This window comes from Stenotrophomonas sp. S4 (assembly GCF_054187805.2).
In genome coordinates this window covers 26343-52441 of the sequence record NZ_CM196188.1, presented here as the reverse complement: position 1 = coordinate 52441, position 26099 = coordinate 26343, and the positions used below count along the sequence as shown (strand labels likewise).

The following is a 26099-nucleotide window of genomic DNA, read 5'->3' as shown; positions in this document are numbered from 1 at the left end:
GTTGCCGGCCGGCGCTACCGCTTCAGCGACGGCAGCGTCTGCTTCAACCGCTCGATGCCCCGCCAAGGGTCACCCTTCAAGCGCTTCGCCCTCGCCAGCGCCTTGCCCATGGGAAATGCGTCGGCGGCACTGATACGAGCCAGCTCCTCCCAGCGCAGTGGCACTGCCACACCGGCGGAATCGCGCGCGCGCAGCGACCACGAGCACACGCTGGTGGCCCCCCGGGTGTTGCGCAACCAGTCGATGAAGATGACGCCACTGCGCTTGGCCTTGCTCATCGTCGCCACATAGCGATCAGGTTGCTCCTGTGCCATTGCCTGCGCAAAGGCTTCGCAGAATGCCTTCGCCTCGTCCCAGCCAGCCTTGGGCTGCAGCGGTACCACCACATGTACGCCCTTGCCACCGGACAGCCGCACGAAGCTCTCGAGACCTGCCTGCTGCAGGCGGTCACGCACATCGCGTGCACCGGCTTTCACCTGTGCCCAGCTGACGCCGTCACCAGGGTCGAGATCGAACACCAGTCGATCCGGATGCTCCGGGTCGGCCACGGTCGCACCCCATGGATGCAGCTCCAGCGTGTTCATCTGCACCAGCTGCAGCAGGCCCCGCGCATCGTCGATATAGACATAGTCCTCGCGGCCGCTCTTCTGCTGCAGGGGCACCGCATGCACCGCGTCACCCAGGCCGGGGCCATGATGCTTCTGGAAGAAACAGACCTTGCCGACCCCATCGGGGCAGCGCAACAGTGACAGCGGCCGTCCGGCGATCTCGGGCAGGATCCAGCGCGCCATGCGCCGGTAATAGTCGGCCACGTCGCCTTTGCCTAGTCTCTGCCTGGGAAACACCACCCGCTCCGGATGAGTGATCTGGACCTCGCCTCCGACTTCATCATCTGCCGTTGCTGTGCTCATTCCCAGGTCCTCCTTCTGCTTGTCGCTGCGCAGCCGCTTGAAACTGGCCTGGCGCAGCAGGCCTTCCTTGCCCCAGCCACGGAACGCCACTTCCGCCACCGTCACTGGCTTCACCCAGCGCACGCTGGCGGCGCGGAACGGTACATGCGCCGGAAGCTGCAGCACAGGCGTCTTTACTGCCAGTGGCTGCAGTGCCTTGAGCAGCGCGCGCAGGTTCTCGTCATCGAAGCCGGTACCGACGCGGCCAACATAGCGCAGGCCCTCCTTGTCCGGCGTTGCCAGCAGCAACGATCCGAAGCCCACGCGTGAACCCTTTGGCGCCGTATAGCCGACGATCACGAACTCGTCGGTGTCTTCATGCTTCACCTTCACCCAGCTGCGGGCGCGGGCGTTCACGTACGGCGCGTCCACCTGCTTGCTGACGATGCCTTCCAATCCCGCCTCGCCACTGGCATCGAACACCTGCGGGCCGTGGTCGATCACATGTTCGCTGAAGGCCAGGATGCCCGGCATGGGTCCGATGAGATCCTTCAGCAGCGCTTTGCGTTCCAGCAATGGCGCACGACTGATGTCCGCGTTGGCCACACCCGGAAGATCGAACACGATGTAGCGCAGTGGTTGCTTCGAGCTTCCATCGATCACGCGCTGCAGCGCTGCGAAATCGCTGCGCCCTTCCGGGTCCAGCACCACCAGCTCACCGTCCAGGCGCGCATCACGCACCGGCAGCGCCCGCACGGCCTGCACCACCTCGGGGAAATCATCGGTCCAATCCAGGCCATTGCGTGAGCGCAGCTTCACCTCGCCGTCATGCAGATCGGCCAACAGGCGATAGCCGTCCCACTTGATCTCGTGCAGCCAGTGCGCGCCGTCCGGCGCACTGTCGCGATGATCGGTCAATTGCGGTTTGAACCCATGCGGGTAGGGCGCGTCACGTGCGCCGTCCAATTTCAGCGCGCGCGCATGCCAGCGTGCATCGGCCTTGCGGGTAGACGTGCGTGCGGCCGGCACAGCACGCCCTGTCTTCCCCGCAGTGCGCTTCATCACTGCGGATGCGCGCTCGGGCGCGGGCGCGCCCAGCAGATCGTCTGCTTCGGCGTCGCGCGCTTCCTCGTCACCGCGCTTGATCAGCAGCCACTGTACCTGACGCCCCTTCATTGCCGTGCGCACCAGCTTCCAGCCGCCCGCCAGGCGTTGCCCATGCAGCACGAAGTCGATCTTTCCAGCGGCCAGCGCCTGCAGTGGATCGCCTTCACAGGCCCAGGTGCCGTGATCGAAGACATCCACGTGGCCAGCACCATAGTGGCCTTCAGGAATGTCTCCTTCGAAACCGGCGTAGGACAGCGGATGGTCTTCCACTTCCACGGCCAGCCGCTTCTCACCGACACGCAGCGAAGGTCCCTTCGGCACCGCCCAACTCTTCAGTACACCGTCCATCTCCAAACGGAAGTCGTAGTGGCGCGAACTGGCATGGTGCAGCTGGATGACGAAGATCGGCCGCCGCTTGGGATCAGCACGTACAGGCGTTTCGTCAGGTTCCGGCGTCTGCCCGGCGCCACCTCCAAGTCGGCGCTTGCGCCTGTACTGGTGCAACGACATGGCTCAACCTGCCTTGCGCCGTGGTGCGGTCTTCTTTGCAGCCTTCTTCGTCGCCTTTTTTGCGGCCTTTTTCACCGTCGACTTTGTGGCTGCCTTGCGCGTTGCGGTCTTCTTCGCCGGCGTACGTTTGTTCGCATCAAGGCTCTTCTGCAGCAGCGCCATGAAATCAACCACATTGGTGGTGGCGTCCTCGCGTGGTGCGGGCTCATCTTCCACCCGGGTGGTGCCGCCCTTGGACTTGATGCGCTTGTTCAACACCTGCTGCAGTCGCTCGCGGAACTCGTCGTGGTATTGGGATGGGTCCCAATCACCGGCCATCGACTCGATCAGCTGCTCTGCCATTGCCGTTTCCTTGCTGCTGATGCGGTAGTCGGAGAGTTTTCCGGTGGGCAGCTTGTAGTCCTCGGGATCCACGAGTTCCTGCGGATAGCGCAGGATCATCAGCACCAGCGCATCCTCATGCGGCATCACCGCGCACAGGTATTCGCGCGTGCGCACCACCACCCGTGCGATGCCCACCTTGCCGGTGCTGCGCAAGGTCTCGCGCAGCAGCACGTAGCCCTTTTCGGCCTTCTTGCCGGGTACCAGCAGATACGGTTTCTCGTAGTAGCGCGGGTCGATCTGCGCCGCATCCACGAACGATTCCACTTCCACCGCTTCGTGACTTTCCGGTGCTGCCGAGCGGATATCGCCTTCCTCCAGCACGACATAGCTCCCCTTGTCGTACTCGTAGGCTTTGACGATGTCCTTCCAGGGCACTTCCTCGCCGGTATCGGCATTGACCCGCTCAAACCGGATCGGCTTGCGGTCGCGCGAGTCGAGCATGCGGAACTGCAGATCGACCTTCCGTTCGCCGGACATCAGCGACACCGGCACGTTGAGCAGGCCAAACGACAGCGTGCCGGTCCAGATCGGGCGGGCCATGGGCGCACCTTTGATGGGGCAGGGTGCCCAGCGTGTTCCGGGCGGTGTAAACCGGCCGTGTCGATGTCGTGCAGGTGGCTTCTACGGAAAACGGTAGTGCCGGCCGCTGGCCGGCAACCACAGCACACCCGCGCGTGTACGCAGAACCCCAGCGTTACTGCAGCAACGGCCTCACTGCCGCCGCCGGAATATGGTCCAGCGCACGCCAGGCGTCTTCCACCACCGGCCGTGCCTGCGACCAGCCCAGCCGCGACTGCCCGCGCATCTGCTCCCAGTGCTCAGCCAGTTCCTCGCAGGTATCGGCGGCATCACCGCGCGGCCAGTCGGCAGCATGGGTAGTCAACGCGAAGGCATAGACCGGGCACAGGTCGCGCCAGTTGCGATGGCTTTGCCCGCGACGTTCCTCGTAATCACTGAGCATGTATTGCAGGTAGTCCTGGGCCACCGCCTGCGGATCCTCATGGCGACGCGTGCGGCGCTGCGCGGTGCGCTGGCCGAGCGGATCGAGCAGGGCGTTGAACACGGACGGTGCGGGTCGTTCAAGACGGGGCATGGCCGGCTCCTGCAGCGGGGGCGGGTGGGCAGGAATACGCGCGGTACCGTTACCGGGGGGTGAGCGAGATGTTCATGACGCCAGGTTCGCGGTGGCTTTACCTGTGGCGCGGTGTAGTGGGAACCCCGAGCGCAGGTAGCCAGACCATGAGCCGAGAGACCTCCCGCGATCCGCTGCGCGCGAACCATCCGCCCATTCCCGGCGAGCAGCGCGGCAAACACGATGCCGACAATGCCGACTACCGCGGCACCGGCGCGCCGTTCTTCGATGCCTCGCACGCCGGAGAGCATCTGCCGGTGAAGCACGAGGCTGAACAGGCGGCCCAGGATCGCAAGGACGGTGGCGACCGCCATCGCGGCGGCCAGGAAAGCCCGCTCAAGCGCCGCGAACGCAAGCAGCGCGCCAGCGACAACCAGGACGAGGCGCTGGAGGAGACGTTCCCGGCCAGCGACCCGACCTCACCCTTCGTGCCGGCCAAGGCGCCCGATTGAAAGGTAATGCCGGCCGCTGGCCTGACGTCCTGCACGGCGCGATGCCGCCAGGGCCACCGAATTACGGGTAGTGCCGGCCGCTGGCCGGCAACTTCCTGACGTCCTGCACGGCGCGATGCCGGCCAGCGGCCGGTACTACCACTTCAGCGCCACGACCATTGCAGGCCGACGTTGGCCCGCCGTCCTGGCCCCGGCTCGTAGAAGCGCCCGTTGCCATCGTTGACGATCACCGAGCCGATATAGGCCTGGTCCAGCACGTTCTCCAGCCGGGCGAAGGCGCGCAGCTCGCCACCCGGCAGGGTCCAGCGACGCCCGGCTTCCAGATGCAGCAGGGCGAAGCCGGGCGCGCGTTCGGTCGCCACGTCGTTGACCACGGTATCGCTGCTGGCGGCGGCCTCCAGCGCCCACTGCCACTCGCCGGGTGACCATTGCAGCCGGGCGAAGGCCTGCTGGCGCGGTACCCCGGGAAGGCGGCTGCCGGCAGCAACCAGGGTATTCGAGGTCAGGTACGGCGAACGCACCTGCGCCTGCAGCCAGGTCCACGCCAGCTGCAGCTCCAACTGCTCGGCCAGCGGCTGTCGGTACTGCAGTTCCACGCCCTCGCGGCGGGTGCGGCCGATGTTGCGATAGGTGCTGCGACCTCCGATGTTGCTGGCAACTGCCAGCTCGTTGTCGGTATCTGCGCGGAACAGGCTGACATCAAGCTGGGTTCCATCCTGTGCGCGCCACTTGCTGCCCACCTCCAGGCTGCGGCTGCGCGCCGCCGCCAGATCCAGCGCCAAGCCCGCCTGGCCATCGGCGCGATAGCCCAGCTCGTTGAAGGTGGGCGTCTCGAAGCCGCGGCCCACGGCGGCATGCAGGCGCCACTGCGGGCTGGCCTCGAAGCTGATCCCGGCCACCGGCGTGGTTGCCTGGTAGCGGCGGCGGCCACTGTCATCGGGGTTGGCGCCAACGATGTAGCGGTCGTCGGATGCGAAGCGCACCGCGCTGTGGCGCACGCCCGCCAGCAACGACCAGCGCGGGCTCCACTGCCACCAGGCCTGGGCGAACTGGTCCACGTTCTGCACGGTGTCGATCTGGTCGCGGCGCAGGCGCCCGCGCACACCCAACGTACGGCCGATGAAGTTCTCGAAGCCGGTGCGGTGCTGGCGCTGCCGGTCCGCGCTGAGCCCGGCCACCACGTCCAGCGGCCGGCCGGCGAAGTCGCCGTGCCAGCCCCAGCGCGCGTCCAGCCCACCATAGCCGCCCTCCAGATCGATCACCCCGCCGGCATGCATTGGGTTGGCCTGGGCAGCCGGCGGAATCGGCAGGTATTGGGTCACCGCGCGCTGGCCGGCATAGCCCATCAGCTGCCAGCGCTGCGCCCCGGTCTCCCGGGTCCAGCGCAGACCGGCCTGCTGCTGGCGCACCGATTTGCGGGTGTTGTACTGGTGCGCCACGGCGGTGGCCTGGCGCGGATCCGCCGCCACCTGGGCACGGCTCAGGCCCAGCGGGTCCTGCGCATCGGGGGCATCCAGCGCATTGAGCAGCAGCTCCAACCGCCCACCGCCCAGATCACCACCGATGCGCGCATTGAGCGATTCACGGCGCGCGCGGCTGTGGTCGCGCCAGCCATCGGTGCGGAAGTGGTTGGCGGCGATGTTGTAATCCAGAACACGGCCGGCACCCTTCAGTTGCGCGCCGACGCTGAGCGTGTTGTCGGCACCGGCATTGAGCCGCAGCCGCCACGGGTCGCCGGGCTGGCCCTGCGCGCTCCACACCTGCAGCACGCCGCCGGAGGAATTGCCGTACAGCGCCGAGAACGGCCCGCGCAGCACCTCGATGCGTTCGGCGCCCAACAGGCTGGCGTGCGACAGCTGGCCCTGGCCGTCGGGCATGGTCGCCGGTACCCCGTCGATCAATACCCGCACCCCGCGCACACCGAAGGTCGAGCGCGCACCGAAGCCACGGATCGACAGCTGCGTGTCCTGCGCGAAGTTCTGCCGGTCGCGCGCGACCAGGCCCGGGACCCCGGCCAACGCCTCGGACAACTGCGCGCCGGCGCCGGCGCGGCTGGCATCGATCCAGACCGTATCCAGGCTGGCGGGCAGCGCGAACGGGTCGATGCCCGGCACCCGCGCAGCCTGCACCTGCACGCTGGGCAGGGCGGTCGGTGCGGGCTCGGCCACGGCCGCCCAGGGCGACAGCAGCAGGGCGGACAACGGCAGGCAACGGCGGTGTGCGGCAGGATTCATGATTCAGGTTGATGGATCGGGCGGCAACGCACGCCATGGTACGGGGCCGCGGATGACGATGGCGGCGGCCAGCCCCGGCAGGCTTTGTTACGATGGGCTGTTTCCGGCCGAAAAGCCGCAAGCCGCGTAGCGCACTTCCTCCCCCTTTCCGTCTACCGAACGAGTACCGCCGTGTCCTTCTTTGCAAACGTGGAACTGGTCCCAGGCGACCCGATCCTGGGCCTGACCGAGGCGTACAACGCCGACAGCCGCCCGACCAAGGTCAACCTGGGTGTGGGCATCTACTACGACGAGAGCGGCCGCATTCCGCTGCTGCGCGCCGTCAAGCAGATCGAGCAGCAGCTTGCCGCTGAAGCCAAACCGCGCGGCTACCTGCCGATCGATGGCCTGCCGGCGTACACGCAGGCCACGCGTGAGCTGGTGTTCGGCAAGGACTCGCCGCTGCTGGCCGCCGGCCGCGTCACCACCGCACAGACCGTCGGTGGCAGCGGTGCGCTGCGCGTCGGCGCCGACGTGCTGAAGAAGCTGCTGCCGCACGCCACCGTTGCGCTGAGCAACCCGAGCTGGGAAAACCACCGCGCCGTGTTCAGCGCGGCCGGCTTCGAGGTGGTGGAGTATTCCTACTTCGACCCGACCACCCATGGCGTCAACTTCGATGCCCTGCTGGCCGACCTGGGCAAGCTGGACGCCGGCACCGTGGTGCTGCTGCATGCCTGCTGCCACAACCCCACCGGTGCCGACCTCACGGTCAGCCAGTGGAAGCAGGTGGCACAGCTGCTGAAGGACCGCCAGCTGTTCCCCTTCATCGACATGGCCTACCAGGGCTTCGACAAGGGCATCGAGCAGGACGGCGCCGCCGTGCGCATCATCGCCGAAGCCGGCATCGACAGCTTCATCGTCGCCAACTCGTACTCCAAGTCGTTCTCGCTGTATGGCGAACGTGTGGGTGCGCTGTCGATGGTGGCGCCGACCGCCGCGGACGCCAAGGCCGTGCAGTCGCAGGTCAAGCGCGTGATCCGCACCATCTACTCCAGCCCGTCCACCCACGGTGCTGCACTGGTGGCCGGCGTGCTGACCAACCCGGAACTGCGCGCGATGTGGGAGCAGGAGCTGACCGAGATGCGCGAGCGCATCCACGCCCTGCGCCATGGCCTGGTCGAGAAGCTGGCCGCTGCAGGTGCACCGCAGTTCGGCTTCATCAACGAGCAGGCCGGCATGTTCTCCTACTCCGGCCTGAGCCGTGAGCAGGTCGAGCGCCTGCGCGACGAGTTCGGCATCTACGCCGTCGGCACCGGCCGCATCTGCGTGGCCGCGCTGAACCAGAACAACCTGGAATACGTCGCCAAGGCCGTGGCCACCGTCGCCAAGGGCTGAAGCAACGCTCCAGTGGTTTGAAGACAAAGGCGCCGAAAGGCGCCTTTGTTTTTTGCTCTTGCTCTTGCTCTTGCCTTTGCCATCCCCACCGCGCTCGCGGCGAACCCTGAAGCGCGTGGGAGGGGGAGGTGATGCAGGACCGTTGGCGCCATGGATGGCGCCATCGAGCTTACATGGACGTACTTGCAGCGTGTCCTGCATCGCCTCCCCCTTCCACGCGCCTCGACAAAAGGAAGGCGCCACGAGCGCAACGCATCTGGAAACGATTACGCCTTCCCGCGCTCACGCACGGCCCCGCCATACGGGCGACAATAGGCGTTTTCCCGCTGCCGAGACCTGCCCGCTCATGTCCCGTACTTCGTTGACCCGCTTCCTGATCCAGGAACAGCACGCCAGCCGCATCAATGCCGACCTGCGCCAGCTGATCGCGGTCGTCGCCCGCGCCTGCACCAGCATCTCCATCGCCGTCAGCAAGGGCGCCCTCGGTGGCGTGCTCGGCGACGCCGGTACCGGCAACGTGCAGGGTGAAGCGCAGAAGAAGCTGGACGTCATCAGCAACGAGATCCTGCTCGAGGCCAACGCCTGGGGTGGCCACCTCGCCGCCTGCGCCTCGGAGGAAATGGACCACAGCCAGCCGGTGCCGGACATCTATCCGCGCGGTGATTTCCTGCTGCTGTTCGATCCCCTCGATGGCAGCTCCAACATCGACGTCAACGTCTCCGTCGGCACCATCTTCTCGGTGCTGCGCTGCCCGACCAACGTCGAACTGCCGGGCGATGACGCGTTCCTGCAGCCGGGCAGCAAGCAGATCGCCGCCGGTTACTGCATCTATGGGCCCAGCACCCAGCTGGTGCTGACCGTCGGCCATGGCACCCACGCCTTCACCCTCGACCGCGAGAAGGGCGAGTTCGTGCTGACCACCGAGAACATGCAGATTCCGGCGGCCACCCAGGAATTCGCCATCAACATGTCCAACCAGCGTCACTGGGAAGCGCCGATGCAGGCGTACGTCGGCGACCTGCTGGCGGGCAAGGAAGGCGCACGCGGCAAGAACTTCAACATGCGCTGGATCGCCAGCATGGTGGCCGACGTGCATCGCATCCTGACCCGCGGCGGCATCTTCATCTACCCGTGGGACAAGAAGGATCCGTCCAAGGCCGGCAAACTGCGCCTGATGTACGAAGCCAATCCGATGGGCCTGCTGGTCGAACAGGCCGGCGGCGCTGCCTGGACCGGCCGCGAGCGCATCCTCGACATCCAGCCCGACCAGCTGCACCAGCGCGTGCCGGTGTTCCTCGGTTCGCGCGAGGAAGTGGCCGAGGCCGTGCGCTACCACCACGCGCACGACGACGCGCAGGGCTGAGGCAGTTCCTCCGACAGCGGTCGTGGCAGAACGATGACATGACCGTGGGGTGACACCGAGGGCGGCAAACGGCACCATCAAGCCGTTGCCGCCTAAGGAATGCACGCATGCACGAGCAGGGCCCGGTCGATTTTATCGAAGTCATCCACAACGCCGTCCCCAGCGAGGTCTGCGCCGCCATCGTTGAACGCCTGCGCGCCACGCGTGGCCTGCAGCCCGGTGCGGTGGGCAGTGGCGTGTTCCCGGAACTCAAGCACAGCAAGGATCTGCGCATCAGTGGCCTGGACGGCTGGCAGGATGTTGATCAGCAGCTGCAGATTGCGGTGTTCAACGGCCTGCTGACTTATCTACGCCGTTATCCACAGGCGTTGATTGCGCCGCTGATGTTGCAGATCCAGGACAGCAACGGCCAACCGCGACGCCTGTCTGCCGAGGACTTCCCCGACATGCCGCCGCAGCAGCTGGCCGATCTGGCCCGCACCTGCCTGCGCCCGGGCGCGATCAACCTGCAGTGGTATGCGGCAGGCGAGGGCGGTTACCCGTACTGGCACTGCGAGCTGTACCCGAAGGATGCGCAGGCCGAGACCCTGCACCGGCACGTACTGTGGACGCTGTACCTCAACGACGACTTCGACGAAGGCGAGACCGAATTCCTGTTCCAGGGGCGCAAGATCGCGCCGCGCACCGGCAGCCTGCTGATCGCCCCGACGGCATTCACCCACACCCATCGTGGCAACCGGCCACAGGGTGGCGACAAGTTCATCGCGACCAGCTGGATCCTGTTCCAGAGTGCGCAGAAGTTGTTTGGGGGAGGGTGAGACTGTCGCAGCTACTTGGTCGGTCCAAAAGACCGCCAGAGATTGCCGTTGCCACCTTGCCAGGCACTGAGCTTCTCGACGGGGATTTCCCTGGGTTGACAGGTGAACTGGAGATAGAAGGAACGGTCTTCTTTTCGATAGCTGTTCCATCCGACAGACGTCACTTTGACTTCCATCGGACTATCGCGCTTGTGCGGTCGATGTAGCTCGATATCCGCCGAATCGGACAACCAGTAGTCTCCCTTGTGCGCGAAGCCCGCGCCACCACTGGTCATGCGTGCGTCGAGCACCTCCGGAATCCCTTCAGCGGACGGAGTGTATCCCTTCAGGATACCGGTGACCTTGGTGAACTCTTGGGAATCCATCACGCCCGGTGATTCCGAGAACAGGCGAAGCAGAAGAAGGGTGTCGGTGCCCTTGCTCACCACCTGACCCGCATTTGCTGTCCACAAACGCTGTTCGAACTCGTCCAGGCCAGCCGGCATGTCAGTGACGACCGTGGCCTGCGGAACGACGATGCATTCGTGCAGGGCGCGGGCCTGGACCTGCAGGGTCGCAAGGCATAGAAGAAGACCACTGGCACGGAAGCAGTGACTGCATTTCATCGTGTACAACACCAGGCGATGCGGCAAGGCTTGGATTGTTACCGGTGGGTCGCACTGCGGTCCAGCGTCCTAGAACAGACTGCCCTGCGGCGTATCCTTCTTCGGCGGCAGCGGCTTCTGGAACCGGCTGCAATCCAGCTTCGGCCAGTGGCTGTTCTGTGCATTGAATCCCAACCGTTTGCGCGCCAGCTTGAAGCGGTTGTTCAACAGATCGGCATATACGCCCGGGCCGCGCATGCGGGTGCCGAACCGGCTGTCGTAGTCCTTGCCGCCACGCAGCTGCTGGATGGTGCTCATCACATGCGCAGCGCGATCGGGATGGTGCGTATCCAGCCAGTCGCGGAACAGCGGTGCCACTTCCAGCGGCAGGCGCAGCAGCACGTAGCCGGCGGTGCTCGCACCTGCATCGTGTGCGGCCTCCAGCACGGCTTCCAGCTCACTGTCGTTGATCCACGGAATCACCGGCGCCACCATCACACCGACCGGAATGCCAGCGTCATGCAGGCGTTTCATCGCGCGCAGCCGTGCATGTGGCGCTGATGCGCGCGGTTCCAGCTTCGCGGAGAGATGCGGATCCAGCGAGGTCACCGAGAAATGCACGCTGACCAGGTTCTCCGCGGCCAGCGGCGCGAGCAGATCGATGTCGCGCTCGACCAGTGCGTTCTTGGTGATCAGCGAGAACGGATGCTTGGTCTCCAGCATCACTTCAATCAGTTGGCGCGTCAGCTTGAACTTGCGTTCGATCGGCTGGTACGCATCGGTGTTGATGCCCAGCGCGATCGGCTGCGGCACGTAACCCGGCTTCGACAGTTCCTTGCGCAGCAGTTGCGGCGCATTGGTCTTGGCGAACAGCTTGGTCTCGAAGTCCAGGCCCGGCGACAGATTCAGATAGGCATGCGAGGGGCGTGCAAAGCAGTACGAGCACCAACACTATATGTGTTCGAGGAAAAGTGTTCAGCACTGCGTCCCCTACGGCGGCTTCCCTACAGACTACCTGCGGAGTTCCGTCCTCTTGTATTCCAGCCCAAGGCGGTAAAGGGTAGGTTAGCCGGGCATTGCGACTACCCCCAGACTTGAGGCTCTGCGAGCAGGCCAATTCAGGATGAATTCTTCCTGCTCCGCAGTCTCCACTGCACCAGGGCGCACCGAGCGCACCTTAGCGATCGCATCGATGCCGTCTGGAGCGCAGCCCGTGTCAATGAGAAGCATCGACGCCACGGTCCCCGCTCGCCCTAGGCCTCCTTTGCAGTGCACCACGATCCTGCTTCCGGACAAGAGCTCGGCTGCGAACTGGGGTCCTGTGGATTGCCATGGCAGAAGCAGCCGTGCATCAGGAGCCGCACCATCCTTAATCGGTAGGCCGTGCCACATCAAGCCATGCGCTTTGGCACGCTCTGCCAAGGAGGTAATTCGTAGCTCTTCGAACTCCCACGGCTCAATCAACGTGATCAGATGCTGTGCTCCCCACGCGACTATCGACGCCAGATCGATATCCAAGTCTCGGGCCCAAGACCCCGTCATTGCGACGTCCTGATATTTTCCCGGTGCAAAGGTAACGCCGATCGCACCGCCATTCACGCCGATAGGCAGCGTCGCAATCTGCAGTGGATGAGAATTACTTGTTCTGCTCACCTGCGCTCTCCGAAATCAATGGCCCTGTTGGGCGAGAAGCGAACGCTGCGCCCTTTTAACCTGAAAGTCCAACGGTGAGCCTAGTGGTACGGATATGGTCTTACTGAATCCCATAAGCAGCGCAGAATCGCCCAACGCCTGAGAGAGGGGCCAGGCCCCATTCGACGTTGGAACGAGCCTGGAGGACGCGGTTCCAGAGAGCAGTGAGGCCCAGTTCCAGCCTCTGGCCGGCACCATCCTTACTGGGCGGCCGCTATCGGCCAGAAGCGGCAGCAGGCGCGGCGATACCTGAGGCAATGCGATCTGATCGGAGTGGGCTTAAGCGACGCCCTCCCTCGAGCGCCAAGCCATAACTGGATCAGGGGGGGCTCCAACTCAGGGCTCTCGACAACTCAGCTTGACTGCCTCTATTCTTCCTTTCATGTCCGCCTTCTCGGCCCGCCACCGTCGACTCATCCGGTTCAGCCTTTTCGTGCTGATGCTGTTGAGCGTCGTTGTTCGGCCGATCGTGATCCAACAGGGCGAGCTCCATACTGCCGAGCACGACATCGCTGCAACGGCAGAGCACGGGCACTCACACGGTCCTGGAACTGGCGACAACGTAGATCCGAAGCATGCATCGGGCGTGCACAGCGTCCTTCACCAGGCCGATGTGAGCTTTGCCGGCATGCTGGTGTCTTCGAATCTGAACCTAGCAACTGTTCCGCCGGCATCTTTACTGCCCGGCCTGCACTCCGTCGATGAGCCCTCTGGTCATCGCGGCTCGCCATTCAGACCTCCGATCGTCTGACGACACCTGCCGCGCTGTAGCGGCCTGAGCGCGCTGTCCACCCAATGTTGGCCGGCAGCGCGTCGTCATGACCATCGTCGGAGATTTTCCGTGAAATTACGTAGTTTGTGGGCGCTCGCCATAGCCGGCGCCTACGGTGTGGCCGTGCCTGGCCATGCCGCTGAAGTGCTGCGCTTGGAGGATGTGGTCGCCCGCGCCCTCGGCACCCATCCCAGCGTCCAGGCAGACACCGCTCGACTGGAAGCTGTCAGAAGCCGGGCGGGCCGGGAGGCATTGCCTACGCCGCTCGTGCTGGGCGGCGAGCTTGAAAACGTGGCTGGCTCAGGCGGCCTGAGCGGCCTAGACGCCGCCGAATCCACCTTCCGCATCTCCAAGGTTCTAGAACTGGGTGGGAAGCGGGCTGCGCGCCAAGCGCTCGGCGGCGCCGAGGTGGACGCTGCCCGAAGCGAAGCGGACGTCACCCGTATCGCTATCGCAACTTTGGCCGCAGGGCGTTTCGTCGACGTGCTGGCCGCCCAGGAGCATGTCGAGCACGCCGAAGAGCGCATCAAAATGGCCAGCGCCATGCGCCGTGAAGTGGCCCGTTGGGTCGCGGCCGCCCGCAATCCCGACTCGGACCTGAGATCCGCCGAGATCGCCCTGCTCGATGCCGAGCTGAAGCGGGAGCAGGCATTGCAGGCTCTGGAAAGCGCGCGAATGTCGCTGGCTGCCACGTGGGGGGCGCCAAGTCCGGATTTCGGCTCGGTTGCAGGGGATACCGCGGTCCTTCCCCCTCTGGATGATTTTGATGATCTGAGCCGGCGCCTCGCCACGACACCACAACAGCGCGCCTTGGACGCTCAAGCCGGAGTTATAGATGCAAGGAGGGAGATCGCCCGCGCTAGCGCCAAGCCGGATGTCAGCGTTGGCCTCGGCATCCGCCGACTGGAAGCCACCAAGGACAGCGGCCTGGTGATGTCCGTCTCCGTCCCGTTGGGGAGCCGTCGGCGATCGGACTTCTCCGTGGCTGAAGCGGACTACGAACTCACCTCTCTCAAATACCGGCGCCAGGCGCAGATGCTGGAAATGCGTCAGGAGCTGTTTGGCATCTACCAACAGCTCAAGCAAGCGCAATCGGAAGTGGAGTCAGTGCGCCAGCGTCAGTTGCCAAAGGCCCAGCAGGCCTTTGATCAGAGCCGCAGGGGCTTTGAGGAAGGACGCTTCTCCTTCCTGGTACTCAGCCAGGCTCAGCAAAGGCTCTTCGATCTTCGCGAACGGGAAGTCGAAGCCGCCGCGCGCTATCTCCGTCTCCTGGTCGAGGCCGACCGCCTCACCGCTTCTGCCTTGGACATTCGCCCATGAACCGATACGTATTCCTGATCCTGCTTCCAATTGCCCTGGCTGCGTGCGGTGGCAACGAATCGTCGCAACGAGCAAAGCCAGAGGACACTGCTGCGACCGCAGGCGACTATGAGCGAGGGCCGCATCGCGGTCGCATGCTTCGCGACGGCGACTTCGCCCTTGAAGTAACTGTTTACGAAACCAATACCCCGCCTCATTTCCGGCTGTATGCCTATCGCAACGACAAACCGCTGGCACCTGGAGAAGTCAAAGCGACGATACAACTCAAGCGTCTGGACGGCGAAGTCAACAACTTCAGCTTTATTCCAGAGAAGGACTACCTGGTCGGCAGCGGGGAGGTGGTCGAGCCGCATTCCTTTGATGTCAAAGCCGATGCGGTGGTGGGTGGAAAGAACTACGCCTGGTCTTACGCCTCCTATGAAGGGCGCACCACGATAGATCCGAAAGCCGCTGCCGACGCAGGTGTCGTGGTCGAGTCCGCCGAACCGGGGACCATCCGGGACACCGTTTCCCTCATGGGCAACGTCGCGGTCGACACCGGCCGATTTGCTGCGGTCAAGGCACGCTTCCCTGGCGTGGTCCGCAGTGTGGCGGTCGAGATGGGACAACGCGTCTCGGCTGGTCAGACGTTGGCCACAGTCGAGGGCAATGACAGCATGCGGACCTACTCCGTCACGGCACCTTTCAGTGGAGTCGTACTCGCGCGCAGCACGTCGGTAGGCGATGTCGCTGCCGACAACACGCTGTTTGAAATTGCCGACCTTTCGGAGGTCTGGGTGGACCTGCGTGCGCTGGGAAGCGATGCCGAGCGACTGTCGCCAGGCCAGATGGTGACCATTCGCTCGGCAACAGGCGGTTTGGAAGCAACGGGAAAGCTGCAGGGCATCCTTCCGTTGGCCAGCGCTGGCCAGACCGTGGTGGCACGTGTGGCCCTTACCAACAGCGAGGGCAGGTGGCGACCAGGAATGGCCGTATCCGCCGAAGTCGTCATCGCGGAAACGGAGGTTCCATTAACAGTAAAGGAATCGGGCCTGCAGCGTTTTCGGGACTTCACCGTGGTATTCGCCCAAGTGGGCAACAGCTATGAGGTGCGGATGCTTGAACTGGGTAGGCGCGATGGCGATCGCGTGGAGGTACTGAAAGGGCTTAAGCCGGGAACCCGGTACGTTTCCGAGCAGAGCTACCTGATTCGTGCCGACATCGAAAAGTCCGGCGCAAGCCACGACCACTAAGGACGCACCATGCTAGAGCGAATCATTCGCGCGTCTATCGCGCACAGATGGCTTGTGCTCCTTCTGGTCCTGGCCCTCTCAGGCCTTGGGATCTGGAACTACAGCAAGCTTCCCATCGACGCCGTTCCTGACATTACCAATGTCCAGGTGCAGATCAACACCGAAGCTCCGGGCTACTCACCGCTGGAGGCCGAGCAACGGGTCACCTTCCCGGTCGAAACAGCGTTGGCCGGGTTGGCAAAGCTGGAATACACCCGTTCCATCTCACGCTACGGCCTGTCTCAGGTCACGGTCGTGTTTGAAGATGGCACAGATATCTACTTCGCCCGTCAGCAGGTCGCAGAGAGACTTCAGCAAGCGGGATCCCAATTGCCCGTGGGACTAAAGCCAAGCCTTGGACCGGTAGCGACGGGCCTGGGTGAGATCTTCATGTACACCGTGGAAGCGGAGTCCGGTGCTGAAGAGACGTGGACACCAATGGCGCTTCGTACGCTGCAGGACTGGGTGATCCGACCGCAGATGCGCCACTTGAAAGGCGTAACCGAGGTCAACACCGTCGGAGGCTATGTTCGCCAGTTTCACATCACGCCGGACCCGAAGAAGCTCCAAGCATACGGACTGACGCTGCAGGATGTGCTCGAAGCCGTGGCCCGCAGCAACACTAACGTGGGTGCCGGCTACATCGAGAAAAGCGGTGAGCAGTACTTGGTACGCGTGCCGGGCCAAGTGGCCGACATGGCGGGTTTGCGCAAGATCGTAGTGGCTAACCGTGATGGCATGCCATTGCGTGTTGGCGATCTGGCAGAAGTTGTAGAAGGCACCGAACTTCGTACAGGCGCGGCAACCAAGGATGGCAACGAAGTGGTCCTTGGTACGGCGTTCATGCTCATCGGCGAAAACAGCCGGGACGTGGCTCAGCGAACCGCGGCCAAGCTCAAGGACATCGACGCTACGCTGCCTGACGGCGTTCGGGCGCATCCTGTGTATGACAGAACCGAACTGGTGGATCGGACCATCGAGACGGTGAAGAAGAACCTCCTCGAAGGCGCCTTGCTCGTCATCGCGGTGCTCTTCCTGCTTTTGGGCAATCTTCGTGCGGCACTGATCACTGCGGCGGTCATTCCATTGACGATGCTGCTGACGATCACAGGCATGGTCCAGAATCGCGTCTCTGCGAATCTGATGAGCCTGGGCGCACTGGATTTTGGCTTGATCGTCGATGGGGCAGTCATCATCGTAGAGAACTGCCTGCGTCGCTTTGGCGAGCGGCAACACCTTCAGGGCCGTTTGTTGACTCGGGAAGAACGATTTTCCTTGGCGGCAAGTGCCAGTGCAGAGGTGATCAAGCCAAGCCTGTTCGGCCTTTTCATCATCGCGGCGGTCTACATCCCGATCTTTGCCCTCTCCGGCGTGGAAGGGAAGATGTTCCACCCGATGGCGCTTACCGTGGTCATCGCGCTTACCGGTGCCATGGCACTGTCCTTGACATTCGTGCCTGCCGCTGTGGCTCAGTTCGTAACGGGAAAGGTTTCGGAGAAGGAAACCAAAGCCATGCGCCGAGTCACCAACGTGTATGGCCCGATGCTTGAGCGTGCCGTCAATGCACGCAAGGTAGTGGTGGCCTCTGCTGCGGTGCTCACCGTCCTGGCGGGCCTGCTTGCAAGTCGCCTCGGCACCGAGTTCATTCCGAACCTGGATGAGGGCGATATCGCCTTGCATGCGCTTCGAATTCCAGGGACCAGCTTGACCCAGGCGATCGGCATGCAACGTCAGCTGGAAGCGGCGATCAAACAGTTCCCCGAGGTAGATGAAGTCGTCGCAAAGATCGGCACTGCCGAGGTGGCCACCGATCCCATGCCCCCCTCCGTAGCCGACACCTTCATCATGCTCAAAGATCGGGACCAATGGCCTGATCCGCGCAAGCCGAAGGCACAGCTTGTTGCCGAGCTCGAGAAAGTGGTTCGCGCCATTCCTGGCAACAACTATGAGTTCACCCAGCCGGTGCAGATGCGGATGAACGAGCTCATTGCGGGCGTTCGGGCTGAGGTTGCTGTCAAGCTGTACGGCGACGACCTGGAGCAACTGGCAACCATCGGCAGCCAGGTAGAGAACGTTGCCAGTGAGATCCAGGGAGCGGCCGACGTGAAACTTGAGCAGATCACCGGTCTGCCATTGATGACGATCACGCCGGACCTGGATGCACTTGCACGATACGGCGTAGCCATTGACGACGTGCAGAAGACCATCTCGGTGGCGCTGGGAGGTGAATCGGTCGGCCAGGTGTTCGAAGGCGATCGGCGCTTCGATATCGTGGTTCGTCTGTCGGAGAACCTTCGCCAGGACGTCCGGACACTGGCGTCACTACCTGTGGCCGTCGCGCCCGGGGTGAGCACAGGCCAAGAGCGCAGCTTCGTGCCGCTGGGCCAGTTGGCCAAGGTCGAGATCGCGCCTGGTCCGAACCAGATCAGCCGTGAGAATGGTAAACGCAGGGTGGTGATCACAAGCAATGTGCGCGGGCGCGACTTAGGGTCCTTTGTCGAGGAGTTGCGCACCAAGGTCGGACAGGAGGTCCAGCTGCCGGAAGGGTACTGGATCGAGTACGGCGGCACGTTTGAGCAGTTGATCTCGGCAAGCAAGCGGCTGTCCGTCGTCGTGCCAGTGGTTCTGGTGATGATCTTCGGATTGTTGTTCATGGCATTCGGCTCAGGGAAGGACGCTGCGATCGTATTCAGTGGCGTGCCGCTTGCACTGACCGGGGGCGTGGTGGCGCTGTGGCTGCGCGACATTCCCATGTCCATCTCCGCAGGTGTGGGCTTCATCGCTCTTTCGGGCGTTGCCGTGCTCAATGGCCTGGTAATGATCAGCTTCATCAAGAACCTGCGGGAAGAAGGCGTCCCCCTGCACAAGGCTGTCACCGAAGGTGCTCTTACCCGCCTCCGGCCAGTCCTGATGACGGCCTTGGTGGCGAGTCTGGGCTTCCTTCCTATGGCCCTGAACGTCGGTGCTGGCGCGGAAGTTCAGCGTCCGCTCGCCACTGTTGTTATCGGCGGAATCATCTCTTCAACGCTGCTGACACTTCTCGTGCTGCCGGCGCTGTATCGATTGGTTCACCGCGAAGATTCTGTTCTGGAAAGTCGCTCCTCATGAACCACCCGTCCCCTTTCTGCACAAGGAACTTGTCTTTGACTTCTTCCAACAAGCTCTTTGCTTGGCTTTCGATGCTTGCCGCAGTCCTCCTGCCGTTTGCGGCGTTCGCGCACGGTGTAAGCGAGGGAGACCAGGCCTTCCTTGAAGAAAGCACCGGTAGGCAACTGATCGCGTTTACCTACCTTGGCGCCAAGCACATGGTGACTGGATACGACCACCTTCTATTTCTGTTCGGGGTGATCTTCTTCCTATACCGCATGCGGGACGTGAGCATCTACGTCACCTTGTTCGCCATTGGCCACAGCACGACGCTGCTGCTCGGCGTGCTCGGCGGCTTTCATGTCGACGCCTATCTGGTCGACGCGATCATCGGTCTCTCGGTGGTCTACAAGGCCTTGGACAACATGGGCGCGTTCAAGCGGTGGTTCGGCGTGCAACCCAACACCAAGATTGCAGTCCTTGTCTTCGGCTTCTTCCACGGCTTCGGCCTGGCCACGAAGCTTCAGGACTTCTCGCTATCGCCGGACGGGCTGGTCCCCAACATGCTTGCGTTCAACGTGGGCGTTGAGCTCGGCCAACTTCTGGCGCTTGCCGGCATCTTGATCGTGATGGGCTTCTGGCGTCGGCTGCCTTCCTTCAACCGCCAGGCCTACGGCGTGAACACCATCTTGATGACGGCCGGCTTCGTGCTCATCGGCATGCAGCTCACCGGCTACTTCGCTTCCTGATTTCTGACCGAGACCCATCATGTCAATCACTATCAATCAACCACTTCCCACGACTGGCCGCCTGCTGAAGTCGACCCTTGTCGCTGCCGCCATTGCCGGCGCGCTTCTCGTTACGGCCGTTCTGCCGGCGGAGTACGGCATTGATCCCACCGGGATCGGCCGAGCGCTGGGCCTGACTGCCCTGGCAGACGGCGGAAGCACCGCCGCAGACCCGGCTACGCCGACGTCCTCGACAGCATCGGACGCAGCGACCACCTTGGCGGAAAAGGCTGCGGCTGCGTTCGGGGCGAACAAGGGGCAATCGCTTGATCCAGCCGCGGTATCGCTCACCAACGGTGAGCTTCGCCAGGACGCGATGACGATCACGCTGGAGCCGGGGAAAGGCAAAGAGGTCAAATCCCACATGGCTGCTGGCGCGGGAATGCTGTTCAGCTGGAAGGCGACCGGTGATGTAGCAGTCGATATGCATGGTGAGCGGCCCGACGTGAAGGGTGCATGGACCAGCTACGCCGTCGAAGCTGCGCAGCGGGAGGCGCACGGCACCTTCGTCGCGCCATTTGAAGGAACTCATGGGTGGTACTGGCAGAACCGAAGCGACACGCCGGTGACCGTGAGCATCGAACTTGTGGGCTACCAAGCCGACATCTATCAGCCGTAACACCCGGCACTTCGCCGACCCAACCCGAGGAGAAACAACATGAAAACTCATAGCGCAGTAATTGCCGGCCTGCTTTTCAGCATGTCCCTTTTCACCACGGCATCCGCTCATGATCCTGCCCTCCATGCCGATCCGGCTCCCCCGGCTGCTCCCAAGGCCAAGCCGACGACTTGCGAACAGCTTGCCGACCGTTCGAGGTACAAGGTGGACCTCAAGGATGCCCAGACCAAGGCGCTGAAGGAACGTTGCGACGCACAGGCAGCTCCGAAGAAGAAGTAAATCCACTCGGATTTAGCCAACGACCCTGCCATTCCGGCGGGGTCGTCACCTCGACCCGAACAGTGGTGGGCGTACACTCCGCCTGTCTGCCGCCTCTGCCCTGAATCCGGGCAAAAGGGCGCACACGGGTTGGTGCCGTCAGAACGTTGCTACCAGGACAATCCCATGCTCGAAGTACTGAGTCACCCGGCGTTTCGGCGCCTGTTTGGTGCCCAGATAGTCGCCCTGGTCGGAACCGGCTTGGCGACTGTCGCCCTTGCCCTCCTGGCCTACGACCTCGCTGGCAGCCAGGCCGGAGCGGTGTTGGGCACCGCGCTGGCGATCAAGATGGTCGTGTACGTGACCTTGGCGCCCGTTTCAGGAGCGTTGGTCCCTGCACGGCTGCGCAAGCGGGTGCTGATCGCACTCGATCTGGTTCGTGCGGTTGTGGCGGTCTGCCTGCCCTTCGTCACCGAGATCTGGCAGGTGTATGTCCTCATCGCTGTGCTGCAGTCGGCATCGGCATGTTTCACGCCGCTGTTTCAATCCACCATCCCCGAAATTCTTCAAGAAGAGCGTGATTACACCCGTGCGCTCTCACTTTCCCGATTGGCATATGACCTTGAAAGCCTGCTGAGCCCGGCGCTTGCTGCCGCACTGCTGACGATCATTAGCTTCCACGGGCTGTTCGCTGGTACCTCGGTAGGTTTCATCCTCTCGGCGCTGCTCGTCGCGTCCACCACCTTCCCGGCCCTCGCTGCGGTCTCTTCCAAGGACGGTCCCTATGCCCGAGCCATCCGTGGAATGCGAATCTACCTCCGCACACCGCGATTGCAGGGCCTGCTCGCGTTGAACCTCTGCGCCGCAGCCGGCGGCGCGATGGTGTTCGTCAATACGGTGGTTATGGTCCGCACCGTTCTGGGCGGGGCGGAGGAGCAGGTTGCATGGGCGCTGGCGGCCTTCGGAGGCGGGTCCATGCTGGTCGCACTTCTTCTTCCGAAGGTTCTCGACCGCATTTCGGACCGGACAGTAATGTTGGCTGCAGGACTGTTCATGTCAGTTGTCCTGGTTACCTTCCTTGGCGTCTGGTTTGCCCTGAAGGGACATCCCGGGTGGACGGCGGTCATTCCGGCCTGGACGCTGCTGGGCATGGCGTATGCCGGCTTGGTTACCCCCGGCGGGCGGCTGCTGCGGCGTTCGGCTGAGTCCGCCGATCTACCATTCCTCTTCGCTGCCCAATTTTCCCTATCGCATGTTTGCTGGTTGATCGCCTATCCACTCGCCGGGTGGGTTGGTGCGCGCTACGGCTTGCATGTTGCCTTGGCCGCCTTGGGGATTCTGGCCACACTCGGTTTGGTCGCCGCGTGGCGCAGATGGCCGGCGCACGATCCAGAGGAGATAGCGCATAAGCACGAACATCTTGCTGAGGACGACCCGCACCTCTTGGCACACCGAGACGTGGATGGCACGCACCGTCACCGGTTTGTCATCGATCAACTTCACACACGCTGGCCAGGCTGACCAAGGCGCCAGGCGGGCGGCGAGCACGGAGCTACCTACTTGCGAGTTTGGTCGCAGACGTACAAGTCCATGTCGACGTCATATCGACACGCGCGCCCACATTCGTAAGATCCCACTTCCTGCGCCCCTGGCAGTGGAGGGCTATTTCTCAGGGCGGCTATTGCAGCCGCCTGGCAATGCTCGAAGGTGTCGTAATCGCCATAAACAGCGTGACGGACTTCCTGAGTGGACGCGCCGGGCGGATAGACAAAGGCAGTCCAGCGCCCCTGGGACCCGCCGCAAGAAACCGCGACTATGGCGACGCCGACGGTTAAGGTTGTCCGACCGATGTCCATGGCCGAATCCTAGGACCGCCGCGCGCCGGGCGGACACCAGCTTAAGCCTATTCAGCTTCGCGAACCAATTTCCTTCGCTCAGGGAAGTCCGCTGTTGGCGATGAACGGACCTCCGTCGCCTGCAAGCGGGCAGGTGACCACGGAAGAAGCGACCTGGAACCGCTCTCTCAGTGTTGCCGCGTTACAGGTTAGGGAAGTTCGCGAAGCAGCTCGGCGTGGCGCCAAGTTCCACCAATGAGCCAATGACTGGCAGAACGCTTTAGGGCTAGGATTGCCTCAGGGGCGTAGTAGGAGTTGGTGTCAGTCTGCGTCCTACACGGACCGTTGACCAAGCCTCTTACAGGACGCCCCATGCCTCGAATTCGCCATTTGGCCATTCGGAACTTTCGATCCATCAAGGCGCTCGACTGGTCGCCCGCCCCGGGCATCAACTGTTTGATCGGTCCTGGCGATAGTGGCAAGTCCACCATCCTCGATGCCATCGACCTGTGCTTGGGTGCTCGACGAAGCATTTCCTTCGGCGACATGGACTTTTTTGACCTCGATGTCTCAGAGCCCATTCGTATTGCCGTGACATTCGGGGAACTGCCGGCATCGCTGATGGACATTGATGTCTATGGCGACTTCTTGCGAGGATTCGATTCGGTATTTGACACCCTAGAAGACGAACCCGCCGCGGGGTTGGAGACAGTGCTTACGCTGCTGCTTCAAGTCGGGGCGGACCTTGAGCCCAGCTGGACGCTGATCTCCGATAGGTCGCTTCAACAAGGCTTGGAACGAAGCCTGCCTTGGAAAGAACGCATCGTGTTAGCTCCGGCACGCATCGGCAGCTTTACAAGCTCCAACTTATCTTGGAGCCGCGGGTCGGTGCTCAACCGGCTAACAGACGAGCGCGCAGAATTGGGAGCCCAGCTCGCTCTAGCAGCGCGTCAGGCGCGCGCCAACTTTGGCGCTCAAGCATCGCCCCACCTGAGTCAGACACTCGGAATCGTCCGGACAACTGCCCAGAGCCTTGGAGTTGACGTCGGATCGATGCCGCAGGCCTTACTCGACTCGCACTCCGTCTCCATCGGCGAAGGCGCCATCGCGCTTCACAGCGAGGCAGGCATCCCCCTTCGGTCCCTTGGTACGGGTTCTTCTCGACTCTTGGTGACGGGACTTCAACGGGCCGCGGCGGAGTCAGCGCCGATTGCCTTGGTGGATGAGGTGGAATATGGGTTAGAGCCCCATCGGCTCATGCGGCTGCTGGATTCCTTGGGAGCCAAGGAGACGCCGCCGCCTCTCCAAGCGTTTCTCACAACACACTCCCCTGTGGCACTTCGTGAGCTTTCAGGTGAGCAGCTGCTTGTAGTTCGGCCACGACCGGCTGGCCATGTCGTCATTTCCGCTGGCTCGACCGACGAGATTCAAAGCACGCTGCGCACTGACCCGGAGGCCTTTCTGGCGAAGTCTGTGATTGTGTGCGAGGGAGCAAGCGAGGTAGGGTTTGTGCGTGGCCTCGATCTATGGGGGGTAGCCAGCAAAGAATCCTCTTTCTTGGCTTTAGGTGGTGCATACGTCAATGCAGGCGGAGGCACTCCGGACAACGCTTTTGCCCGAGCGACTGCGCTTATGGATCTGGGTTACCGAGTCCTCGTCTTCATAGACGCTGACAAACCTGCCGCTCCAGGTGTTGCAGAAGCATATCTTCAATCAGGCGGCAGCCTCGTGACTTGGCGGGCAGGAATGACGTTGGAGGACGAGCTGTTCCTCTGCCTTCCTGACACATCGATTGATGCCCTGCTCCTGAAGGCTAAAGAGCGTGTTGGCGAAGATCTTATGAACCAACAGCTGGTTGCCAAATCGAACGGTCTAACAACTTTGGCGTCCATCGAAGCGCTGAGGCCGAATTCACCCTATCCGCCTGATATTCGCGTACTGCTTGGCGAAGTCTCCCGTATCAAAAAGAATAGCTGGTTCAAGTCGCTTACGACTTACCAGTCAATCGTCCTGGATATCGTCTCTCGGGGCTACGCAAACGCGGACGCTAGCTTCAAGGCAGTAGTAGACCAACTCTGGGCCTTTACCCGTGCTGCCTGAAATCGATCTGCTAGCTATCCAACGCGGATCGATCACCGCCCCAGCAGGATGCGGCAAAACCCAGCTGATTGCCGAGGCGCTGGCATCCCACTCTGGGAACAGACCGATCCTTGTTCTGACTCACACAAATGCTGGCGTCACCGCGTTGAGGACACGCTTGAAACGCGCGGGGGTGCCCAGCTCTGCCTATCGGCTGTCGACGATTGATGGATTCGCTATGCGTCTCATCGCCAAGTTCCCGGCGCGCAGTGGCCATCATCCCCAACTCTTGGAGCTCAACAACGCGGGTAGCGACTACCCCGCGATCCGTGAATCATTCCGGCAACTCTTGGACTCGGGGCATATCGCTGCACCCATCGCAGCCACTTACGCCCGGCTTTTGGTTGACGAGTATCAGGATTGCAGCACCGTTCAGCACTCCATCGTGTCCACCCTCGCTGCGCTTTTGCCCACGTGCGTCCTCGGTGACCCTCTGCAGGCCATCTTCGGATTTGGCGGAAATCGGCTGGTTCACTGGGAACAAGACGTTCAATCGTCCTTCCCAGCAGCGGGTAGCCTTCGAACCCCTTGGCGCTGGCAAATTGCAGGTAATGAAGAGCTGGGCCAGTGGCTGCTATCCCAAAGGCATGCTCTTACGGCCGGCTTACCCATTGATCTAACTACGGCTCCGTCATCCGTTCGTTGGATCCAGCTGGTTGCCGGTAGTGAAGTGCAGCAAAGATTGACTGCGGCACGGACCAATGCGCCTGGTAGCCAAGGAACGGTTCTGGTAATTGGCGAGTCCATGAATGTTCAAGGCCGCCACCAACTCACCAGCCAAACGCCTGGGGCAATGGCGGTAGAAGCCGTGGACATGCGAGACCTCGTCAACTTCGCCAGGCAATTCAATCTTCAGGCTCCTAGTGCGCTGCAAGACTTGGCCACCTTCTCCGCTCTCATGATGACGGGCGTCGGCACGGCGAATCTAGTGACGCGTGTCGGTACCATTCGTAGAGGGAGAGCCAGGACACCTCCAACTCCTGTAGAAGCTGAGGCAGTCGCCTTTGAGTCCGAGCGGACCATGACGCGCGCCTTGCGGCTGGTGGACGCTTTGGCCGAACAGACAGGCACTCGGGTCTATCGGCCCGAGATTCTGCACTGCTGTCGATCAGCCATGCGAAGCGTTATCAACGGAGAGCAAGATCTATTAGGAGCCGCACTTCATGCCCGCGAGCGAAATCGTCACCTCAGCCGCCCCATTGCGCGCAGAGCAGTCGGCAGCACTCTCCTTCTGAAAGGTCTCGAGGCAGACATTGCCGTGGTCCTCTATCCGGAGAGCATGAGCGTGCAGAACCTCTATGTAGCCCTCACGCGTGGTGCGAAAGGGCTGGTGATCTGCTCCAGTACCCCAACGCTGACCCCGACCCCATAGCCTCAACCTAACCATTCTGCGCCCTATCAGGCACGAAGCTTTGCGGCGCTTCATCATTGCAATGGTCACAATGGACCTTGTCCCAAAGTCGTTGCTGA

20 protein-coding genes and 1 pseudogene are annotated in these 26099 nt (G+C 62.8%); 14 read left to right on the top strand and 7 right to left on the bottom strand.

Annotation, left to right across the window (positions count from 1 at the left end; genetic code table 11):
• Positions 1–14: 14 nt before the first annotated feature.
• From ligD to ACUZUJ_RS00215, 3 genes are all read right to left on the bottom strand, one after another.
• Positions 15–2507 (bottom strand): DNA ligase D, encoded by a 2493-nt coding sequence (gene ligD, locus ACUZUJ_RS00225; protein ID WP_458220288.1) that lies wholly within the window; start codon positions 2505–2507, stop codon positions 15–17.
• A gap of 3 nt (positions 2508–2510) precedes the next feature.
• Positions 2511–3431, bottom strand: coding sequence for a non-homologous end joining protein Ku (ku, locus tag ACUZUJ_RS00220; RefSeq protein WP_049446799.1), 921 nt, complete (start codon positions 3429–3431; stop codon positions 2511–2513).
• 154 nt (positions 3432–3585) lie between these two features.
• Positions 3586–3984 carry a hypothetical protein gene (locus ACUZUJ_RS00215; RefSeq protein WP_014035432.1) on the bottom strand — a complete coding sequence of 133 codons (399 nt, stop codon included), beginning with the start codon at positions 3982–3984 and terminating at the stop codon, positions 3586–3588.
• A gap of 146 nt (positions 3985–4130) precedes the next feature.
• Between ACUZUJ_RS00215 and ACUZUJ_RS00210 the strand changes: the two genes are divergently transcribed.
• Positions 4131–4475, top strand: coding sequence for a hypothetical protein (locus ACUZUJ_RS00210; RefSeq protein ID WP_049446800.1), 345 nt, complete (start codon positions 4131–4133; stop codon positions 4473–4475).
• Positions 4476–4618: 143 nt separating this feature from the next.
• On the opposite strand, the gene ACUZUJ_RS00205 is transcribed toward ACUZUJ_RS00210, so the two are convergent.
• Positions 4619–6709 (bottom strand): TonB-dependent receptor family protein, encoded by a 2091-nt coding sequence (locus tag ACUZUJ_RS00205; RefSeq protein WP_458220289.1) that lies wholly within the window; start codon positions 6707–6709, stop codon positions 4619–4621.
• Between the two features lie 171 nt (positions 6710–6880).
• Between ACUZUJ_RS00205 and ACUZUJ_RS00200 the strand changes: the two genes are divergently transcribed.
• The 3 genes from ACUZUJ_RS00200 (at position 6881) to ACUZUJ_RS00190 (ending at position 10264) form a co-directional block, all read left to right on the top strand.
• Positions 6881–8083, top strand: coding sequence for an amino acid aminotransferase (locus ACUZUJ_RS00200; RefSeq protein WP_101764630.1), 1203 nt, complete (start codon positions 6881–6883; stop codon positions 8081–8083).
• 346 nt (positions 8084–8429) lie between these two features.
• A complete protein-coding gene (locus ACUZUJ_RS00195) occupies positions 8430–9446 on the top strand; it encodes a class 1 fructose-bisphosphatase (RefSeq protein ID WP_101764629.1) in 1017 nt (338 codons plus the stop codon).
• 107 nt (positions 9447–9553) lie between these two features.
• A complete protein-coding gene (locus ACUZUJ_RS00190; protein ID WP_014035427.1) occupies positions 9554–10264 on the top strand; it encodes a 2OG-Fe(II) oxygenase in 711 nt (236 codons plus the stop codon).
• Positions 10265–10275: 11 nt separating this feature from the next.
• Here ACUZUJ_RS00190 and ACUZUJ_RS00185 read toward each other — a convergent pair whose 3' ends face one another.
• The 3 genes and pseudogenes from ACUZUJ_RS00185 to ACUZUJ_RS00175 all read right to left on the bottom strand — a co-directional run bounded on the left by ACUZUJ_RS00185 (position 10276) and on the right by ACUZUJ_RS00175 (position 12447).
• The gene (locus tag ACUZUJ_RS00185) at positions 10276–10896 is read right to left on the bottom strand and encodes a hypothetical protein (protein WP_233490818.1); all 621 of its coding nucleotides are present in this window, start codon (positions 10894–10896) and stop codon (positions 10276–10278) included.
• A gap of 42 nt (positions 10897–10938) precedes the next feature.
• Positions 10939–11793: pseudogene (locus ACUZUJ_RS00180) on the bottom strand (PA0069 family radical SAM protein); the annotation flags it as partial.
• A 120-nt stretch (positions 11794–11913) separates the two neighbouring features.
• On the bottom strand, positions 11914–12447 hold the full coding sequence (locus ACUZUJ_RS00175) for a cyclin-dependent kinase inhibitor 3 family protein (RefSeq protein ID WP_229298581.1): 534 nt from the start codon (positions 12445–12447) through the stop codon (positions 11914–11916).
• A 451-nt stretch (positions 12448–12898) separates the two neighbouring features.
• Between ACUZUJ_RS00175 and ACUZUJ_RS00170 the strand changes: the two genes are divergently transcribed.
• From ACUZUJ_RS00170 to ACUZUJ_RS00125, 10 genes are all read left to right on the top strand, one after another.
• On the top strand, positions 12899–13291 hold the full coding sequence (locus tag ACUZUJ_RS00170) for a hypothetical protein (RefSeq protein ID WP_229298500.1): 393 nt from the start codon (positions 12899–12901) through the stop codon (positions 13289–13291).
• Between the two features lie 90 nt (positions 13292–13381).
• Complete coding sequence (locus tag ACUZUJ_RS00165; protein ID WP_012478646.1) at positions 13382–14632, top strand: TolC family protein; 1251 nt, start codon at positions 13382–13384, stop codon at positions 14630–14632.
• A complete protein-coding gene (locus ACUZUJ_RS00160; protein ID WP_005411786.1) occupies positions 14629–15864 on the top strand; it encodes an efflux RND transporter periplasmic adaptor subunit in 1236 nt (411 codons plus the stop codon). Before ACUZUJ_RS00165 ends, ACUZUJ_RS00160 begins: the two co-directional genes overlap by 4 nt.
• A 9-nt stretch (positions 15865–15873) precedes the next feature.
• Positions 15874–19011: an efflux RND transporter permease subunit gene (locus ACUZUJ_RS00155; RefSeq protein ID WP_012478645.1), complete on the top strand. Its 3138-nt coding sequence runs from the start codon at positions 15874–15876 to the stop codon at positions 19009–19011.
• The gene (locus ACUZUJ_RS00150) at positions 19008–19739 is read left to right on the top strand and encodes a HupE/UreJ family protein (RefSeq protein ID WP_012478644.1); all 732 of its coding nucleotides are present in this window, start codon (positions 19008–19010) and stop codon (positions 19737–19739) included. Before ACUZUJ_RS00155 ends, ACUZUJ_RS00150 begins: the two co-directional genes overlap by 4 nt.
• Before the next feature lie 19 nt (positions 19740–19758).
• Positions 19759–20397, top strand: a complete 639-nt coding sequence (locus tag ACUZUJ_RS00145) for a hypothetical protein (RefSeq protein WP_046272255.1) — start codon at positions 19759–19761, stop codon at positions 20395–20397.
• 39 nt (positions 20398–20436) lie between these two features.
• Positions 20437–20676 carry a hypothetical protein gene (locus tag ACUZUJ_RS00140; protein ID WP_458220290.1) on the top strand — a complete coding sequence of 80 codons (240 nt, stop codon included), beginning with the start codon at positions 20437–20439 and terminating at the stop codon, positions 20674–20676.
• 165 nt (positions 20677–20841) lie between these two features.
• Complete coding sequence (locus tag ACUZUJ_RS00135) at positions 20842–22176, top strand: MFS transporter (RefSeq protein WP_005414984.1); 1335 nt, start codon at positions 20842–20844, stop codon at positions 22174–22176.
• Positions 22177–22862: 686 nt separating this feature from the next.
• Entirely contained in the window at positions 22863–24590 is a 1728-nt protein-coding gene (locus ACUZUJ_RS00130) for an ATP-dependent nuclease (protein WP_005414983.1), read from the top strand.
• Positions 24580–26001, top strand: a complete 1422-nt coding sequence (locus ACUZUJ_RS00125) for a UvrD-helicase domain-containing protein (RefSeq protein WP_012478642.1) — start codon at positions 24580–24582, stop codon at positions 25999–26001. The genes ACUZUJ_RS00130 and ACUZUJ_RS00125 overlap by 11 nt, the downstream gene beginning before the upstream one ends.
• Positions 26002–26099: the final 98 nt, after the last annotated feature.

Excerpts from the sequence above, each read along its gene's own strand:
- ACUZUJ_RS00190 (WP_014035427.1), top strand. The coding sequence starts at position 9,554 with ATGCACGAGCAGGGCCCGGTCGATTTTATCGAAGTCATCCACAACGCC.
- ACUZUJ_RS00195 (WP_101764629.1), top strand. The coding sequence starts at position 8,430 with ATGTCCCGTACTTCGTTGACCCGCTTCCTGATCCAGGAACAGCACGCC.
- ACUZUJ_RS00155 (WP_012478645.1), top strand. The coding sequence starts at position 15,874 with ATGCTAGAGCGAATCATTCGCGCGTCTATCGCGCACAGATGGCTTGTG.
- ACUZUJ_RS00210 (WP_049446800.1), top strand. The coding sequence starts at position 4,131 with ATGAGCCGAGAGACCTCCCGCGATCCGCTGCGCGCGAACCATCCGCCC.
- ACUZUJ_RS00135 (WP_005414984.1), top strand. The coding sequence starts at position 20,842 with ATGCTCGAAGTACTGAGTCACCCGGCGTTTCGGCGCCTGTTTGGTGCC.
- ku (WP_049446799.1), bottom strand. The coding sequence starts at position 3,431 with ATGGCCCGCCCGATCTGGACCGGCACGCTGTCGTTTGGCCTGCTCAAC.
- ACUZUJ_RS00160 (WP_005411786.1), top strand. The coding sequence starts at position 14,629 with ATGAACCGATACGTATTCCTGATCCTGCTTCCAATTGCCCTGGCTGCG.
- ACUZUJ_RS00205 (WP_458220289.1), bottom strand. The coding sequence starts at position 6,709 with ATGAATCCTGCCGCACACCGCCGTTGCCTGCCGTTGTCCGCCCTGCTG.
- ACUZUJ_RS00130 (WP_005414983.1), top strand. The coding sequence starts at position 22,863 with ATGCCTCGAATTCGCCATTTGGCCATTCGGAACTTTCGATCCATCAAG.
- ACUZUJ_RS00140 (WP_458220290.1), top strand. The coding sequence starts at position 20,437 with ATGAAAACTCATAGCGCAGTAATTGCCGGCCTGCTTTTCAGCATGTCC.
- ACUZUJ_RS00150 (WP_012478644.1), top strand. The coding sequence starts at position 19,008 with ATGAACCACCCGTCCCCTTTCTGCACAAGGAACTTGTCTTTGACTTCT.
- ACUZUJ_RS00215 (WP_014035432.1), bottom strand. The coding sequence starts at position 3,984 with ATGCCCCGTCTTGAACGACCCGCACCGTCCGTGTTCAACGCCCTGCTC.
- ligD (WP_458220288.1), bottom strand. The coding sequence starts at position 2,507 with ATGTCGTTGCACCAGTACAGGCGCAAGCGCCGACTTGGAGGTGGCGCC.
- ACUZUJ_RS00145 (WP_046272255.1), top strand. The coding sequence starts at position 19,759 with ATGTCAATCACTATCAATCAACCACTTCCCACGACTGGCCGCCTGCTG.